Annotated in this window: 15 protein-coding genes and 1 riboswitch; of the genes, 9 read left to right on the top strand and 6 right to left on the bottom strand. The window is 38.1% G+C overall.

The features are described 5' to 3' along the window. Nucleotides 1-395: 395 nt before the first annotated feature. From thiE to thiM, 3 genes are read right to left on the bottom strand one after another with little or no spacing between them, the layout of a single operon-like run. The gene (gene thiE, locus ACQKMI_RS03340; protein WP_427487226.1) at nt 396-1,028 is read right to left on the bottom strand and encodes a thiamine phosphate synthase; all 633 of its coding nucleotides are present in this window, start codon (nt 1,026-1,028) and stop codon (nt 396-398) included. Then, a complete protein-coding gene (gene thiD / locus ACQKMI_RS03335; RefSeq protein WP_427487225.1) occupies nt 1,018-1,842 on the bottom strand; it encodes a bifunctional hydroxymethylpyrimidine kinase/phosphomethylpyrimidine kinase in 825 nt (274 codons plus the stop codon). Before thiD ends, thiE begins: the two co-directional genes overlap by 11 nt. Further along, entirely contained in the window at nt 1,842-2,597 is a 756-nt protein-coding gene (thiM, locus tag ACQKMI_RS03330) for a hydroxyethylthiazole kinase (protein ID WP_427487224.1), read from the bottom strand. The genes thiD and thiM overlap by 1 nt, the downstream gene beginning before the upstream one ends. A gap of 86 nt (nt 2,598-2,683) precedes the next feature. Next, nucleotides 2,684-2,782: riboswitch (TPP riboswitch) on the bottom strand. A 240-nt stretch (nt 2,783-3,022) separates the two neighbouring features. Here thiM and mbcS point away from each other — a divergent pair. From mbcS to ACQKMI_RS03305, 5 genes are all read left to right on the top strand, one after another. Next, nucleotides 3,023-4,612, top strand: coding sequence for an acyl-CoA synthetase MbcS (mbcS, locus tag ACQKMI_RS03325; RefSeq protein WP_427487222.1), 1,590 nt, complete (start codon nt 3,023-3,025; stop codon nt 4,610-4,612). A gap of 215 nt (nt 4,613-4,827) precedes the next feature. Then, nucleotides 4,828-5,841, top strand: a complete 1,014-nt coding sequence (gene sppA, locus ACQKMI_RS03320; protein ID WP_427487221.1) for a signal peptide peptidase SppA — start codon at nt 4,828-4,830, stop codon at nt 5,839-5,841. A 12-nt stretch (nt 5,842-5,853) separates the two neighbouring features. Further along, complete coding sequence (locus ACQKMI_RS03315; protein WP_427487219.1) at nt 5,854-6,471, top strand: RDD family protein; 618 nt, start codon at nt 5,854-5,856, stop codon at nt 6,469-6,471. Between the two features lie 339 nt (nt 6,472-6,810). Then, entirely contained in the window at nt 6,811-7,314 is a 504-nt protein-coding gene (gene tpx, locus ACQKMI_RS03310) for a thiol peroxidase (protein WP_197144681.1), read from the top strand. An 89-nt stretch (nt 7,315-7,403) separates the two neighbouring features. Next, entirely contained in the window at nt 7,404-8,333 is a 930-nt protein-coding gene (locus tag ACQKMI_RS03305; protein ID WP_427487218.1) for a class I SAM-dependent methyltransferase, read from the top strand. Between the two features lie 823 nt (nt 8,334-9,156). Here ACQKMI_RS03305 and ACQKMI_RS03300 read toward each other — a convergent pair. Further along, on the bottom strand, nt 9,157-9,606 hold the full coding sequence (locus ACQKMI_RS03300) for a universal stress protein (RefSeq protein ID WP_323649118.1): 450 nt from the start codon (nt 9,604-9,606) through the stop codon (nt 9,157-9,159). A gap of 389 nt (nt 9,607-9,995) precedes the next feature. On the opposite strand from ACQKMI_RS03300, the gene ald reads away from it, so the two are divergent. Further along, on the top strand, nt 9,996-11,111 hold the full coding sequence (ald, locus tag ACQKMI_RS03295) for an alanine dehydrogenase (RefSeq protein ID WP_427487217.1): 1,116 nt from the start codon (nt 9,996-9,998) through the stop codon (nt 11,109-11,111). A 700-nt stretch (nt 11,112-11,811) separates the two neighbouring features. Here the strand turns inward: ald and ACQKMI_RS03290 are convergent. Then, entirely contained in the window at nt 11,812-12,900 is a 1,089-nt protein-coding gene (locus ACQKMI_RS03290; protein ID WP_427487216.1) for a M24 family metallopeptidase, read from the bottom strand. Between the two features lie 274 nt (nt 12,901-13,174). Between ACQKMI_RS03290 and ACQKMI_RS03285 the strand changes: the two genes are divergently transcribed. Next, nucleotides 13,175-13,858, top strand: coding sequence for a metal-dependent hydrolase (locus ACQKMI_RS03285; protein ID WP_323649113.1), 684 nt, complete (start codon nt 13,175-13,177; stop codon nt 13,856-13,858). A 152-nt stretch (nt 13,859-14,010) separates the two neighbouring features. Next, nucleotides 14,011-15,318 carry a DRTGG domain-containing protein gene (locus tag ACQKMI_RS03280; RefSeq protein WP_427487215.1) on the top strand — a complete coding sequence of 436 codons (1,308 nt, stop codon included), beginning with the start codon at nt 14,011-14,013 and terminating at the stop codon, nt 15,316-15,318. Nucleotides 15,319-15,417: 99 nt separating this feature from the next. Here the strand turns inward: ACQKMI_RS03280 and ACQKMI_RS03275 are convergent, their stop codons facing one another. Further along, nucleotides 15,418-15,723 carry a YtpI family protein gene (locus ACQKMI_RS03275; RefSeq protein ID WP_427487214.1) on the bottom strand — a complete coding sequence of 102 codons (306 nt, stop codon included), beginning with the start codon at nt 15,721-15,723 and terminating at the stop codon, nt 15,418-15,420. Nucleotides 15,724-15,813: 90 nt separating this feature from the next. Here ACQKMI_RS03275 and ACQKMI_RS03270 point away from each other — a divergent pair, with 90 nt between their 5' ends. Beyond that, nucleotides 15,814-16,755, top strand: coding sequence for a DHH family phosphoesterase (locus ACQKMI_RS03270; RefSeq protein ID WP_427487213.1), 942 nt, complete (start codon nt 15,814-15,816; stop codon nt 16,753-16,755). Nucleotides 16,756-17,031 lie beyond the last annotated feature (276 nt).

Here is a 17,031-nt window from a genome sequence, read left to right as displayed (position 1 = left end):
ACAATTCAAATGAGAGCAAAGAAATAGGAGGGGCTAACTGCCCGTAAAAACCCGATTGGTGAAGACTAATAATCAGTGGGGTAAAGACCCCCCACTGATAAAAGTTTCACTTTATCCCGTTTTAACGGGCAGTAATTTATCTATATCAAAAGAGAAGCGTCAGGTGCTCCCATTTCAATTCAAATGAGAGCAAAGAAATAGGAGGGGCTAACTGCCCGTAAAAACCCGATTGGTGAAGACTAATAATCAGTGGGGTAAAGACCCCCCACTTATAAAAGTTTCACTTTATCCCGTATTAACGGGCAGTAATTTAATCTATATCAAAAGAGAAGCGTCAGGTCCTCCCATTTCAATTCAATGAGAGCAAAGAAATAGGAGGTAATTAAAGTTTTACTTTATCCTACAAACGCTTTAAATGTAGAGACTGTATTCGAAATATCCTCACTTTCGCAAATCGCGGAAATAACTGCTATTCCATCTGCACCTGCTTTAAATACAGTATGTGCATTCGAGCAGTTTATGCCTCCAATTGCAACGATAGGGAGCTCCGGGTATTGTCTGCGAACTTGTTGTAAAAATTCAGTTCCACTAGGCGGTTTGGCGTCGCTTTTAGAGGTGGTTGAAAAAATTGGACCAATTCCTACATAGTCAGCACCATATTGTAGAGCAGTTTGTAATTCAGCTTGTGAATGAACAGAAACCCCTAGAATCATATTGCCAATTTTTTTTCGTACCATCGACACAGGAAAATCTTCTTGGCCAATATGAACACCATTTGCTCTAAGTTTTATAGCTAGTTCTACATCATCATTGACGATAAACGGAACATGATACTGTTGACAGAGCTTTTGACATTTGCGAGCAAAATTTTCATAGGCTTGTCCAGTTAGTTTATTTGGCCCTTTTTCACGGAATTGAAACATTGTAATTCCAGATTGGAGAGCTTTCTCTAAAACGTTTATTGGCTCCTGATTGAAAACATTACCTGTACCCATAATAAAATATAGTTGTAGATCGTCACGTTTCATGAATGGTCACCTCACAGGAATCCTTATAGTTTTGGTAAGCAAAATGATTTGTTGGACCATGGCCGTTACCAATAGATAAATCATGGGTTATGGCTAATTGAATAAATTTTTTAGCTTCCTCAATTGCCTCCTCCATAGGTAGCCCAAGACCAAGAAAAGCAGTTAATGCTGCGGAAAATGTACAGCCTGTACCATGCGTGTTTTTTGTTGCAATTCGAGTAGACTGCATGGAAAATGATCGACCATCTTGAAAAAATACATAATCAGTAGCATAGCATGTATCCTCTAAATGACCGCCTTTCATAACGACGCATTGAACGCCTGTTTGTAATAAGATCTGAGCTACTTCTTTTAAATCAGCTAAAGAATTGATTTTCCTTCCAGAAAGGGTCTCAGCCTCAGGGATGTTTGGCGTTACAATTGTTGCTAAAGGTAGCAAATAACTTCGTAATGCCTCAATTGCTTCTTGCTGTAATAAGCTTTCGCCACCTTTTGCAATCATAACAGGATCCACAATAAGCGGAATATTTACTTCTGCTAAAATATGTGCAATTGATTGGATGATCTCGGAGGAAAACAGCATTCCTGTTTTAATAGCACTAATTGAAAAATCCTCGATTAGCGCTCTAAGTTGTTTTTCAATAAAGCTAACTTCAATTGGTAAAACACCCGATACACCCAGTGTATTCTGGGCAGTTAAAGCTGTAATAACAGATGTTCCAAACACTTTTAATTCCTGAAATGTTTTTAAATCAGCCTGTATGCCTGCACCGCCGCCACTATCTGAACCAGCAATCGTCGTTACAATATCCATTATTCATCACCATCCTTGGAAAGGTGATGTAGCTCATTCAATACAGCAATTTGAAAATCGCCAATGAATCGAGTAGAAGAAGCAGCTTTTTCTGCTAACTTCTTATAAAGTGATAATGTTTCTAGCAATTGGTCAAACGGTTGATCTCCTGCGGCGTAAGAGGCACAACACAGTGCACTCAATAAGCAACCTGTTCCAGTAACTTCTGTCATTTGAGAATTTCCACCCGTAATCCATTGCTGATGTGTGCCATCAGTAATAAAATCCTTTTCACCGGTCACAATAACAATACAATTGTATTGTTGAGCTATTTTCTGTGCCTCCACTTCTACAGAAATTGACCCACTACCACTATCTACGCCTTTTTGTTGCCAGTCTACATTGGCAATTGCCGCAAGCTCTCCGATATTGCAACGAATTGCCGCAAATTTAATGTCCTCCAGTAATTGCTGTACCGTTTGTTTTCGGTAAGATGTTGCACCTGCGGCAACAGGATCTAAAATAACGGGAATGCCAAGAGCATTTGCTTTTTTCCCTGCAAGTAACATGGATTCTTTCATTCGTTCATTAAGGGTACCGATATTGATCAATAAGCCTGAGGCGATTGTCACCATTTCTTCAACCTCGTGACCGTCATCAGCCATGACTGGAGAAGCGCCTATTGCTAATAAGCCATTTGCTTGAAAATTAGCCACAACGTAATTAGTTATGCAATGAATAAGTGGATTTTGTTTACGAATCGTTTGAAATATCAATTTAAGTCCTCCTCGTTGGATGGACGTAAGCGTGCAAAAAAGACTCTTTTTCGTGCAAAAAACACGTAAAAGAGCCTTTCATCAGTAATTCGATGTAAATTGCTCCCTACGTCAGTATTAACTAACAGGTTCAAAGGGTCAGGTTTTACCTTCTCAACTCTAAATGAGTCCCCCTGCAATCATGCATTTAGTTGACCAAAATGTACCATATTATTCATTTGTGTTCAATAGGGAGTTTTTTCTTCATTCAGATTTTCTGTGCAAAAGCGACCATTACGCCAAATTAAAATGGATAGAAGCAATAAGTGACTGATGCCATATAGCAGAGCATGATAGTTGTCACGACTTTCATAAATTAGAGTGTATTCCATTGAAATCGATAAAAATTGAGTTTATATTGGGCGTAACAAAAGGGGGCATTTGCCATGAAAAGAGAAGATTTAATCGCACCAGAATGGTATAACATTTCAGAGGAAATTGAAAAATATGCACAGGATTCTACCAAAAATGCATTATTAGTTTATAACGAAAACGGAGAAATTCAGTACATTACATATACAGCCTTACTTGAAAAGGCGAATCAGGCAGCACATGTATTTACCTCTCAAGGTTTGAAAAAAGGTGATGTAATTTTAATCATGGTACCGAGATCAGTGGAGGCGTATATTGTGTACATTGCGGCATTAAAGGCAGGTTTAACTATTATACCTAGTTCAGAAATGTTGAGATCTAAGGATATTGAATATCGAATCAATCATGCTGAAGCAAAAGGAGTTGTTGCATTTGAGCCTTATATTGAACAATTTGATAGTGTTGAAAATTTACAAGAAATACAGCAATTTGTCATTGGTCATGCACATGAACCTTGGCAGCCATTGCTTGAAAAAATGCAAAGCCAACCAAAAAGCTACTTTAATTCTACACCAACTAAGAGTACAGACATTGCATTTTTAGCATATACAAGTGGTACAACAGGCAATCCAAAGGCAGCAGTACATACACATAGCTGGGGTTACGCACACTTACGAACTACTGCACCAAATTGGTTAGGTGTTCAAGAAGGTGACATAGTATGGGCTACCGCAGCTCCTGGCTGGCAAAAATGGATTTGGAGTCCGTTCCTCGCTACTTTAGGAAGTGGTGCAACAGCATTTGTTTACAAAGGTCACTTTGATGCGGGTACTTACCTTGCACTGATTGAAAAATTCAATATTAATATTCTATGTTGCACACCAACCGAATATCGATTTATGGCGAGTCTTGAAAATTTACAAGATTTCAATGTAAGTACAATACGTCAGGCTGTGTCAGCGGGCGAACCTTTAAATAGTGAAGTGATAAAAGTATTTTCCGAGGTTTTTAATTTACAAGTACGAGATGGCTATGGACAAACAGAGAATACATTACTTGTTGGTACAATGGTAGGCATGGAGGCTAGAATGGGCTCAATGGGTAAACCTACCCCGGGTAATTCTGTTGAAATTATCAATGATTTTGGAAGTCCTGTTGCGGTTGGAGAAGTTGGAGATATTGCTGTACACTGTGAAACGCCCGCGTTATTTGAAAAATATTTAAACGATCCAGAACGGACAAATTTACAATTTAGAGGCGATTGGTATATTACCGGTGATCGTGCATATAAAGATGAAGATGGCTATTATTGGTTTGAAGGACGTGGAGATGATGTCATTATATCGTCTGGGTATACGATTGGCCCATTTGAAGTAGAAGATGCGTTATTGAAGCATCCTGCAGTGAAAGAAACTGCCGTTGTCGCGAGTCCAGATGAGATTCGTGGAAATCTCGTAAAGGCGTTTGTTGTGCTCTGTGAAGGAGAAGTTGGTAATGAAACACTTATAAAAAAACTACAAAGCCATGTAAAAACTTTAACAGCCCCTTATAAATATCCTCGTGTGATCGAGTTTGTTACTGAGCTACCAAAGACTGCATCAGGCAAAATTCGTCGTGTCGAATTACGAGAGCAAGAAAAAATCCATTCTATCACTCATCGTTAATTTCCTAGGAAATAATGTCGAAAATCAAAGTTCCTGCTTTTTTTATGAACTTTGATTTTTTTATAGTATTAGGTAATGTATTATAGGTTGAATAAGTTAAAGCTTTTGCAAAGTGTTGGGATCAACCCCGTGTTATGGCATGAGCTATATTATTGCAATAAGTATGAAACAAATTAGGATATCAATCGTATAACGTTATGAGGAGGCGGAAAGATATGAATGGTAAAAGGTGGGCTGCTTTAATAATTGCAGGTGTGCTATTAGTATTTTCATTAGGAATCAACACTGTTTTTGCAATATTTAAATCAGATTTCTTTAGCAGTTTTGATAGATTAGCGGCTGGAAACGACTTGACGGTAATGGAAAAGGTTAAAGAAGACGGCAATATGGATAAACGTATAGCATACTTAAAGGTTGATGGTACGATTCAAGATGTTGGCTCAAGTACATTATGGCAACCAGTTTCTTATGATCATCAATTTTTCTTACATCAATTAGATAATATTTTATATGATGATACTGTGGAAGGTATCGTCTTAAGTGTTAATACACCAGGTGGCGGTGTCAAGGAATCAGCAGAAATATATAAAAAACTGTTGAAAATTAAAGAAGAGCGACAAATTCCAATCTATGTATCTATGGATTCGATGGCAGCTTCAGGTGGTTATTACATTTCAGCACCAGCAGATAAAATTTTTGCGCAACGTGATACAATTACAGGTTCGATTGGTGTCATTATGCAATCTATTAATTATCAGGCGTTAGCAGAAAAAGTTGGTGTGAAATATGAAACATTTAAATCTGGTGAACATAAGGATATGCTTAGTCCAATGCGTGAAGTGACACCAGAAGAGCGTGCTATGATGCAAGACATGATTAATGAAACGTATCAAGAATTCGTTGGTATTGTTGCAAAAGGACGTAATATGTCTGAACCAGATGTGAAAAAAGTGGCCGATGGTCGAATTCTTAGCGGTAAGAAGGCTCTTGAAGCAGGCTTAGTTGATGAGATTGGTGATGAAGAAGCAGCAATTACAGCATTGCGTAAAGACTTTGGTTTAGAGGGCGCCGAATTATTTGAGTATTCATATGATGTTGGTGGCTGGCAATCATATGTTGGGATGAAAATTGGATCTATATTTGGTCCATCAGCAGAGGAAAAAATGTTGATGAAAATTATGGCGGACTATAAAGCACCTAAAATGATGTACTTATATGGCGAATACTAAGGAGGGAGTACTATGACAAACAATGAAATTGTTATGCAAGGGTCACCCTCTATGGAGAATACTCTCCTAATGGATAAGCCAATTACGAATAAAAATTATGCATTAAAAACGGCAGGCTTTTGGATACGTTTTTGGGCATTTTTCATAGACGGAATTATTATTGCAGCAGTAGGTGGAATTCTCGTTAACCCAATATTTTATTTAATGGATTGGTCATTATCTGACACAGTGTGGTATGCACCCATCTCGATTATATCCGCTATTCTCTATTACAGTTATTTCGTAGTAATGACGAGGTTTTTTGGGCAAACATTAGGAAAAATGATATTTGGATTACGTGTTATTTCATTAAAGCATGAGAAGTTGACTTGGTCAGACGTGTTATTCCGTGATTGGATTGGGCGTATCATCAACAGCATTTTTATGCCACTTTATATTCTTGTAGGCATTTTACCGAACAATCAAGGTATACATGATTTTTTCGCGGATACAACAGTCGTTCATGAAAAAATATATATAGAAAAAAATATTGAGGAACCTTCTTTGCCAATGAAAGAGGAAAAGACTGAACCTGTATCTCTAGAGCAAAAATCAGAACCTGAAAAGCTAGAGGGAAAAAACGAAGAATAATAGCTAGAGCTGTCTCATTACAGAGACGGCTCTTTATTTTTGATACATGATTTGTTAGTTGGGAAATCGATTATCTCCAAAAGTTGGGATGACATTTACGTAATCCGTGTATAAAGTTGATTGGAGTGAAGGTTGACGCCCACAGGAAAGCGCTCAGTCGGAACGAAAATCAACTCTACATTATGATGATGAACTTGGAAAATGATGCAACTTTAAGTAAACATGGCAGAATAGGTGCGAAAAGATTTTTCAAAACTATTTTTGATAAGCTGTCTCAGTTGCAATTAATTCCCTCCATTTAGTAATATTATGTACATATGAAGATTAGGAGGCGTTTATATGGCACAAGTAACATTTAAAAATGGTCCAGTAACACTTGTAGGGAACGAAGTAAAGGTTGGAGATCAAGCACCAGATTTCACTATATTAGCGAATGACCTGTCACCTGTTACATTAAAAGATTCAGAGGGAAAAATTCGTTTATTTAGCGTTGTACCATCATTGGATACTGGTGTATGTGATGCGCAAACACGTCGTTTTAATGAAGCAGCAGCTGGCTTAGGTGATAATGTAGTAATCTATACAGTATCTGTTGACCTTCCATTTGCTCAAAAACGTTGGTGTGGAGCAGCGGGTATTGATGCTGTTCAAACAGTTTCAGATCACCGTGACCTGTCATTTGGCGAAGCATATGGTGTCTATATTCAAGAGTTACGTCTTCTAACACGTGCAGTATTTGTTGTGGATGCAAATGACAAAGTGACATATGTGGAATATGTTCCTGAAGCAACAGACCATCCAAACTATGAAGCGGCAATTGCAGCTGTCAAAGCACTAGCATAATTTATTGATTTTAGGCTAAGATATTACTAGACAAAGGGGCTGTGACAAGTTTTTGTCACGGCTCTTTTCTGTGTGAAAGGAAGTTGTGTATGGAAAATATCGAGAAGTTGTTTGGTATGCTAAATGAACATGCTGAAAAGATAGAAAAAGAACATAATGTTACATTGCTAGAGGGTATTCTAGATGGCTTAGAAGCATGGCTAGATGGGGAAGTTGATTTTTCACAAGACGGTGCTACTAAGGAAGATGTGCGCAAAGCGATTCAAATTACTGTTTTAAAGGGGATGCGAAAAGGTTCTCAGCCGAATCACCAAATGACACCGGATACTCTTGGATTATTAGTTGGTTATTTTGTAGAGCAACTATATGTAGATCGTCTAAAAACCGAAAAGATTTCGATTTTAGATCCTGCAGTAGGTACAGGGAATTTACTCCTAACAGTTATGAATTTATTAGACGAGAAAATAGAGGCAACAGGTGTAGAGGTTGATGAACTACTTATTCGTATAGCTGCTGCTACAGCTGATTTGACAGAGCAGCCTGTTTCTTTATACCGTCAAGATGCGTTACAAGATTTATTAGTAAGTCCTGCAGATGCAATTGTTTGTGATTTACCAGTCGGATATTATCCAAATGAAGATATCGCATTAGATTATGAACTATGTCCTTCAGAAGGATTGAGTTATGCACATCACTTATTTATTGAGCAGTCCATTAACTACACAAAGGATGGAGGCTATTTATTTTTCTTAGCTCCAACCCATCTTTTCGAATCTGAGCAGTCGAAACAACTGCATAAATACATTCAAAAGCATGCCTGGATTCAAGCAATTATTCAATTGCCAGATACAATGTTCGCCAATAAAGCACTTGAAAAGAGCATTGTCATTTTACAAAAGCAAGGTAACGATTTCAAAGCTCCAAAAGAGGTGCTATTAGCAAAAGTACCAAATATGCAAAATAAACAAGCTCTAGCTATGTTCTTTGAAAAAGTGAAGATGTGGCAAGAAGGGAAATAAGTAAAAAGGTATCCAATATTGGATACCTTTTAGTTTGTCTATAATAAAATATGTATCAATGAACAACTGTTGATTTTTACCCTGAATCTCCACTTTGCGCTAAAATCAATGGTTCTACACCATAGAATAGGTGAAAAGTTTAAGCCAAAATAGACTATAATTAAAAACTAAAAAGAGATCCAGCTTAAATTATAAATGGATAGATTTGATTATTTTTTCTGCATTAATTGTCTTCCTTATAGAAAAAACAGGAAATTTACGCCCCGAAGTGCTAAAAGCAGGGTCTATATAGTGTTTGTCTACCCTTCGATTCGCTTCACTTTGTCATTATAAATTAGAGTGAAATGCCAGGAGGTACATGCCATGTGGATTGGTTGATCTTCGTTCCGACTGGGCGACTCCTTGGGGATCAGCAATGGAGGAACGAAGGATAAAATCATCACATCCTGTGATAACGCCTTCGTGACCAACATCATGTTGGCCTGAGACCCTGGAGCGAGCGGGTAGGCGAAGGAAAGCTAAAAGCATCACGTCCTGTGATAACGCCTTCGTGACCAACATCGTGTTGGCCCAAGCGGCTCATCGGACGCCCCCAGGAAGCTCTGCTCTGCGCGAAAGCGAAGCGGCAGCGGCAAATGTTTTATCTGTGCGAAAGCGTAGCGACAGCAACAACAAAGCGCCCAGTCGGAACGGAAATCACCCCCCCTCGTTTTTTGCCGGAGAGTCATACTTTATTTAATAGGAACTTTAATATCATTGACATAATAGTTTTAACAATAAGAAAAAGGTATCCAAAATTGGATACCTTTTATGTAATACAAAATTAATTTTCAGGTGTACGGATAACAAGTACGTCACATTTAGCTGAGCGTACAATAGCTTCAGAAACTGAACCGATTAGGAAGCGTTCTACTGCATTTAAACCAGTTGCACCACAGATGATTAAGTCTGCGTCTACAATTTTAGAAAGCTCTTTTGTAATGATATTTTTTGGTGAGCCATATTCAATTACAAGGTTAACATTTGTTAAGCCTTCTTCTTCAGCTTGCTTTTTATAACCATTTAATAGCTCTTCAGAGAATGCTTGAGCACGCTCTGCAATCGAACGGTCATATGCTTCAATAGCAGCGAAAGAACGTGTGTCAATAACATTTACTAAATTTAATACAGCACCATCGTTACGTTTTGCTACGTCAATCGATTTACGGAAAGCGTATTCAGCTTCCTTTGAACCGTCTACTGCAACTACAATGCTTTTATATTTATTAGCCATTTGAATTACCTCCCTGATTTGTATATGTTGATTATACCAAATGATTTTCTAAAGGAAATACTTTCCTGAATAAAAATGTGAAAAAATGAAGGCGATTACAGCGATTTTGTTTTTCATCAGAACATGGGGTGATTCACATTCCTCTAAGGTCTCGTCTAGAATACTGTTCAGCTTTATTTTCGAAGAAACATAAATGTTGGAAAATTACTACCTAACCAATTAGAATATTTAGTATTATAAGAATGTTGTTAATTTTATCTATTATTATTTTAATTAAAGCATTTTTTGTTTATGTTTGGTAATATGGAAATGCAAGGGGTGCATCAATACATCAAAGTGTATGTAACAAAATGTGCTTATTTTTTAGGTAATGGAAGGGGATAGGGAAGATGAAGATTGGTATTCCAAAAGAGATTAAAAACAATGAAAATCGTGTAGCCATGACACCAGCAGGGGTTGTTACATTAACAAATTCAGGTCATGAAGTGTACATTGAAACTGGAGCAGGATTAGGCTCAAGCTTTACAGATGCAGACTACCTTGCTGCAGGCGCTCATATTGTGGATACAGCAAAGGAAGCATGGGCGCAAGAAATGATCATGAAAGTAAAGGAACCTGTAGCATCAGAATACGATTACTTCTATGAAGGTCAAATCTTATTTACTTATTTACATTTAGCGCCAGAGCTTGAATTAACGCAGGCACTTTTAAATAAAAAAGTCGTAGGTATTGCATATGAAACAGTGCAATTAACAAATGGTTCTTTACCGCTTTTAACACCAATGAGTGAAGTTGCTGGTAAAATGGCAACGCAAATTGGTGCACAATTCTTAGAGAAAAATCATGAAGGTAAAGGTATTTTACTAGGTGGTGTATCAGGTGTACCACGTGGTAAAGTTACAGTGATCGGCGGCGGTATAGCTGGAACAAATGCGGCGAAAATAGCTGTCGGAATGGGTGCTGATGTAACGGTTATTGATTTAAGCCCAGAGCGTTTACGTCAATTAGAAGATTTATTTGGTCGTGATGTTCAAACATTAATGTCCAATCCTTATAATATTGCAGAATCAGTGAAAAACTCAGATTTAGTAGTGGGAGCTGTTTTAATTCCTGGAGCTAAAGCACCAAAGCTTGTTTCTGAGGAAATGATTCAGTCAATGCAACCAGGCTCAGTAGTAGTCGATATTGCTATTGACCAAGGCGGTATTTTTGAGTCATCCGATCGAGTGACGACACATGATGATCCAACTTATGTAAAGCATGGAGTTGTGCATTATGCAGTAGCGAATATGCCAGGGGCTGTACCACGTACATCAACTATTGCTTTAACAAATAATACAATTCCTTATGCACTTCAAATTGCTAATAAGGGTTACAGACAAGCATGTGTTGAAAACGCTTCACTGAAACTAGGCGTTAATACTATAGATGGACATCTTGTTTACAAGGCTGTTGCAGATTCGCAAGGTTTGCCATATGTAAATGTTGATGAATTAATTCAATAAGTAAAATAACAAAAGGAAGCACCATGTTTATGGTTGCTTCCTTTTATGTTGTTGAAAACTATTAAAGTGTCTATTAAATAAGGTATGGCTCTTTGCAAAGCGAGGAGTTGATTTCCGTTCCGACTGAGCGTTTTCCTGGGGGCGTCCGATGAGCCGCTTCACTCGCTTTGCTCGCTCCAGGGTCTCATCTGTGACGCTGATCCCCGAGGAGTCGCTCAGTCTCCACTCCAATCAACTAATTCACATAGCGTGTATATTCAAATATGGCACTTCAATTTATAGTTATAAAACTAAACTTCAAATGAAATTAAGCTGCCTATTAAAAAAGGTATGGCTCTTCTGCAAAACGAGGGGTTGATTTCCGTTCCAGCTGGGCGCTTTCCTGGGGGCGTCCGATGAGCCGCTTGGGCCAACACGATGTTGGTCACGAAGGCGTTATCACAGGACGTGATGCTTTTAGCCTTCGTTCCCCTACCTGCTCGCTCCAGGGTCTCATCTGTGACGCTAATCCCCAAGGAGTCGCCCAGCTTCCACTCCAATCAACTATTTCACATAGCATGTATCTTCTTGCATGGTACTCTAATTTATAGTTATAAAAAACTTCAGCAACAATGTTTTTTTTGCCAAAGCGAAGCATTAGCTACATTAAAAAAGGAAGCACCATGTTTGGTTGCTTCCTTTTCTATATGATTCAATAAACTTACAGCACAATCAAATCTTTTGGGAATTTTGTTAGTATTTCTACCCCGTCTTTTGTTACTACTACATCATCTTCAATACGGACACCTGTCACATCGGATTTATAGATGCCTGGCTCAATTGTGAAGACCATGCCTTCTTCCATAGTCATTTCATTTGCGCCTGTAACAGATGGGAATTCATGTACAGAAATGCCGAGTCCATGACCAAGTCGGTGTGTGAAATATTCGCCGTAGCCTGCTTCAGTAATAGTATCACGAGCGATTTTATCTAAATCCATTGCACGAACACCTGGTTTCACCGCTGCAATAGCATTTGTGTTAGCAGCTAGTACTGTGTTGTAAATTTCCTTTTGTGCCTCACTCGGTTCACCAAAGGCAACTGTACGTGTAATGTCAGAACAATAACCATCGTAAATTACGCCAAGGTCGAATAAGATCATATCGCCTTTTTCTATTTTTCGAGCACCTGGTTTACCATGTGGAGAGGCTGTTTTTGGACCGCTCAATACCATTGTCTCAAAGGACATCTTGCAGCCTTTATCCTGAATAGCACTTTCTATCGCTGTTAAGATTTCCATTTCTGTTTTGCCTTCAGCGATTTCTTTACAGCCGATTTCAATAGCATAGTCAGCTAGTGATGCAGCTTTACGTAATTTTTCTAATTCAATTTCCTCTTTAATTACGCGCATAGCATTGATTTTTTCATCGAGACGGACAAAACTTGCCTGCGGAAATGATTGTTGTAGGGCTTCTAAACGCTCTACAATAAGTTGACCTTTTTCAATAGCAAACGTTTGTGGGTTAACATTACGAGCTTTTATCGCTTGTGCAAGAACTTCCATGGAGTTTTCAGTATCTTGGTGACCGATGACTTCATAAGACCAACCTGCAGCCTTCGCATCTGGGATCTCCATTTTTGGACAAATTAAAAAAGGTTCTGCCTCTTTAAAAATCATCACGCCTAGTAATCTCTCATGTGGATCACTTTTAAAGCCTGAAACGTAAAAAACATTGTCTGGTGTCGTTACGAAAGCGGCATCAATTTGGTTTTGTTGTAAATAGCTTTGAATTTCTTTAACCTTTGACATAAACAGTTCCTCCTCTTATTGCACTGAAAAATTTCCATGTGCTTGGCTAAACTAATAGCATAACCGGGATGAGGCTTCGACTTTTGAGCGATCTATAAACTCTAATTCGATGCTTCATTTTTGTACGAATGAATAATTGTCCCCCCACAAGGTATAGATTTGTTCGGGAAGAATCTATTATTCTCTGTACAAGCATATCAAAAAAAGGGAAAAAACGCATGGATAGCGAATAAAAATGATGTAGAACAATATGTACCGCAGGGAGGAAACTTAGATGGAAATTAGTTATCATGGACATTCTGTTGTCAAAATTCAATCAAATGGGAAAACAATCTTGATAGACCCATTCATTAATGGGAATGGGCAAACAGATTTAAAGGTTGCTGAGGAAGCGCCGGATATAATCTTACTTACACATGGCCATAATGATCATGTCGGTGATACAGTGGAGCTTGCAAAGAAAAAAGATGCACTTGTCATTGCGCCAAATGAGCTAGCCAATTGGGTTTCTTGGCAAGGAGTGAAAACGCACCCAATGCATATCGGGGGAGCCAAGGAATTTGATTTTGGTAAAGTGAAGTTTACGCAAGCTTTCCACGGTTCGTCGTATGTAACTGAAAATAACGAAATTATTTATATGGGAATGCCTGCTGGAATTTTATTATTTATCGAAGGAATAACAATTTATCATGCAGGGGATACAGCTTTGTTTAGTGATATGAAATTAATTGGAGAACGCCATCCTATCGACATTGCATTTTTACCAATTGGTGATAATTTTACGATGGGTCCAGAAGATGCGGCTTGTGCAGTGTCATTTTTGAAGCCGAAAATTGTCGTACCAGTTCATTACAATACATTCCCTCCTATCGAGCAGGATCCACAAATTTTTGCAGATTTAGTGCAAAATGCAGAGGTTCAAATTTTAAAAGCGGGTGAAAAAGTAAACTGTTCCTAGTCAGCGACACTGCTGTACTATATGAGTTGGCACCACGTGCGTAGTTGAAACGATGGGAAAAGTAAAACAAATTCATCACTTTATATTAAATATTTTCATAAAAAATATGGTACACTAAGAGCAGAATTGATGATTGAGAAATAGGTGATATTTTGTCTACAAAACATGAAAGAATTTTACAATACATCGAATCATTACCCGTGGGTGATAAAATTTCAGTACGTCAAATTGCAAAGGAAATGCAGGTGAGTGAAGGAACGGCATACCGTGCTATTAAAGAAGCGGAAAATCGCCGTTTAGTAAGCTCTATTGAACGTGTTGGAACAATTCGTATTGAGAAGAAAAAGAAAGAAAATATTGAGCGATTAACTTTCGCTGAAATCGTTAATATTGTAGACGGCCAAGTTTTAGGTGGGAAAACAGGTCTACATAAAACATTAACGAAGTTTGTTATTGGTGCCATGCAATTAGAAGATATGATGCGTTATACAGATGCAGGAAGCTTGCTCATCGTTGGTAACCGTATTAAAGCACATGAAAATGCACTTCGAGCGGGTGCAGCTGTTTTAATTACAGGGGGCTTTGATACAACTGAGGAAAACAAGTTACTTGCAGATTCCCTGGACTTACCGATCATTTCAACAAGCTATGATACCTTTACTGTGGCGACAATGATTAACCGTGCAATTTATGACCAATTAATCAAAAAGGATATTTTATTTATTGAAGATATTTTTGTGCCGATGACTGATACTTCTGTTCTTCGAAATGATGAAACAATTCAACATTTCCACAAGCTAAATGAACGAACAACTCATGGTGCATTTCCTGTTGTGACAGCAAACAATAAGCTTGTTGGGATGATTACAGTAAAAGACGTTATTGGTCGCGAAGAAAACGAGCTTATCGAAAAGGTTATGACGAAAAATCCGATTGCTGGATCGATGAAAATGAGTGTTGCTTCTGCAGGACATCGTATGATTTGGGAAGGGATTGACCTGTTACCAATTGTCGATGATGATAATATTTTGCAAGGTGTAATTAGTCGACAAGATGTACTTAAAGCGCTTCAGCTTGCTCAAAGACAACCACAGCATGGTGAAACGATTGATGATTTAGTGAAAAATGAGATGAAGGTGCTTGGCGATGAAGAATTAATCGTAGAATTCAAAGTAACCCCTCAAATGACAAACCAATATGGGGCAATTTCTTATGGAGCATTTACAACTTTGTTAGCGGAAGTTGGTTCATTCTCTTTAAAGCGTCGTAAACGTGGGGATGCAGTTGCTGAAAACATGACGATTTATTTCATCAAGCCTGTGCAAATGGAAAGCACACTTACTGTAAAGCCACGAATATTAGACATGAGTCGTAAGTTTGTGAAAATGGACTTCGAAGTGTTTAATCAACAAATGCTTGTTGGGAAGGCAATGATGATGTTCCAACTACTGGAACGTTAAAAAACAGAAAAAGGGATGGTCTAGGGCAAATGCTAGACCATCCCTTTCACTTTTTTCAGCCGATTCCAGACGCAATTATGCCGAGGCATAATTGATTATTCATTGGTTAATACGGTACTCTTCTTCAACAAATTGACCGTAGTGACGAACCTTCTTACTATTTTCGATAATAACAAAGATGCCTAAAACGACAAGAATTGCTACAATAATAAATGTATATAACCCAGGGAATAAATATGCCTGGTTTAAACCAAATAAAAGAATAAATACACCAAGACTTACATTAGCCTTGCTTTTGTACCAATTTTTAGCAATTGGTAATGGAGAACGGAACTGTTTTGTTTTAAAATAAAAATAAAAAACAAATGATATGATTATTGCAAACACAAATATTAAATTGATCATAGTAAACCTCCTAGCATAACTAGTCATTATTGTAACGATTATTGTAGAAAAATGCTAACGGTTATTACTATCAAGTTGGGGGAAATTAATTTGAAAAGACAAATCATCGACACAATTGCTTCATATGAAACAATCATTATTCATCGCCATGTGCGCCCAGATCCAGATGCTTATGGATCTCAGCAAGGCTTAAAAGAGCTTATTTTAGCAAATTATCCGGAAAAGAAGGTTTTTGCTGTAGGTGAGCATGATGAATCATTATCATTTTTAGCAAATCCAGATGATGTTACAGATGCAATTTACGATAATGCTTTAGTTATTGTGACAGATACGGCAAATACAGAACGTGTGGACGATCAACGCTATATAAAAGGTAAAATGATCATTAAAATAGATCATCATCCAAATGATGATGCGTATGGTGATTTACTATGGGTAAATACGAATGCGAGCTCTTGTAGTGAAATGATTTATGAGCTTTTTGAGGAAGGGAAACAAGTAGCAAACTGGATTCTTCCTGATGCCTCAGCAAGATTATTATTTGCTGGTATTGTAGGGGATACAGGACGTTTCCAATTCCCTAGCACGACCGTAAAAACGTTTAAAATTGCAGGGGAGCTTATTGCATATAATTTTGATCGAAATCAAATTTTTGATGGAATGTATGAAATGGATCAAAAGCTGTTAAATTTACAGGGCTATATATATCAAAATTTCAAAATGGATGAGTACGGAGCAGCACATATCAAGCTGACAAAGGAATTGCTGGCAGAATTCAATGTTGTACCGTCAGAGGCTTCCCTGTTAGTTGGCTGTCTTGGAAGTGTGAAAGGTATTTGTGCATGGGTAGTCTTCATTGAAGAGGTCGATCAGATTCGTGTACGTCTACGCTCAAAAGGCCCTATTATTAACACTTTGGCGAAGGAATTTAATGGTGGTGGACATCCGCTCGCTTCAGGGGCTACAGCTTACTCATGGGAAGAAGCAGAGCGTGTTATAACAAGGTTACAGCAAATTTGTAAGTCATATTAATAAATATGAATATTAGGGTTCATCACTAAAAGTGTGGATGATATTTGTTGAACGTATTTCATATATAAGTTGATCTTCGTTACGGCTGGGCGACTCCTTGAGGATTAGCGATAGAGGAACGAAGGCTAAAACCATCACATCCTGTGATAACGCCTTCGTGACTAACATCCTGTTGCCCCGACGCCCCCAGGAAGCTTTGCTCTGTGCGAAAGCGAAGCGACAGCAACAACAAAGCGCCCGGCCGGAACGGAAATCAACTACACGTTATGGTATGAT

Origin of the sequence: Lysinibacillus sp. NPDC097214 (genome assembly GCF_050277945.1) — a bacterium.
Taxonomy (GTDB): Bacteria; Bacillota; Bacilli; order Bacillales_A; family Planococcaceae; genus Lysinibacillus; species Lysinibacillus xylanilyticus_B.
The sequence above is the reverse complement of the archived record's forward strand: the minus strand, read 5'-3'. Positions and strand labels throughout refer to the sequence as shown.

Bases quoted from the DNA above. Each gene is read 5' to 3' on its own strand.
- thiE (WP_427487226.1), bottom strand. From the start codon at position 1,028: ATGAAACGTGACGATCTACAACTATATTTTATTATGGGTACAGGTAAT.
- thiD (WP_427487225.1), bottom strand. From the start codon at position 1,842: ATGGATATTGTAACGACGATTGCTGGTTCAGATAGTGGCGGCGGTGCA.
- mbcS (WP_427487222.1), top strand. From the start codon at position 3,023: ATGAAAAGAGAAGATTTAATCGCACCAGAATGGTATAACATTTCAGAG.
- sppA (WP_427487221.1), top strand. From the start codon at position 4,828: ATGAATGGTAAAAGGTGGGCTGCTTTAATAATTGCAGGTGTGCTATTA.
- ACQKMI_RS03315 (WP_427487219.1), top strand. From the start codon at position 5,854: ATGACAAACAATGAAATTGTTATGCAAGGGTCACCCTCTATGGAGAAT.
- tpx (WP_197144681.1), top strand. From the start codon at position 6,811: ATGGCACAAGTAACATTTAAAAATGGTCCAGTAACACTTGTAGGGAAC.
- ACQKMI_RS03305 (WP_427487218.1), top strand. From the start codon at position 7,404: ATGGAAAATATCGAGAAGTTGTTTGGTATGCTAAATGAACATGCTGAA.
- ACQKMI_RS03300 (WP_323649118.1), bottom strand. From the start codon at position 9,606: ATGGCTAATAAATATAAAAGCATTGTAGTTGCAGTAGACGGTTCAAAG.
- ald (WP_427487217.1), top strand. From the start codon at position 9,996: ATGAAGATTGGTATTCCAAAAGAGATTAAAAACAATGAAAATCGTGTA.
- ACQKMI_RS03290 (WP_427487216.1), bottom strand. From the start codon at position 12,900: ATGTCAAAGGTTAAAGAAATTCAAAGCTATTTACAACAAAACCAAATT.
- ACQKMI_RS03285 (WP_323649113.1), top strand. From the start codon at position 13,175: ATGGAAATTAGTTATCATGGACATTCTGTTGTCAAAATTCAATCAAAT.
- ACQKMI_RS03275 (WP_427487214.1), bottom strand. From the start codon at position 15,723: ATGATCAATTTAATATTTGTGTTTGCAATAATCATATCATTTGTTTTT.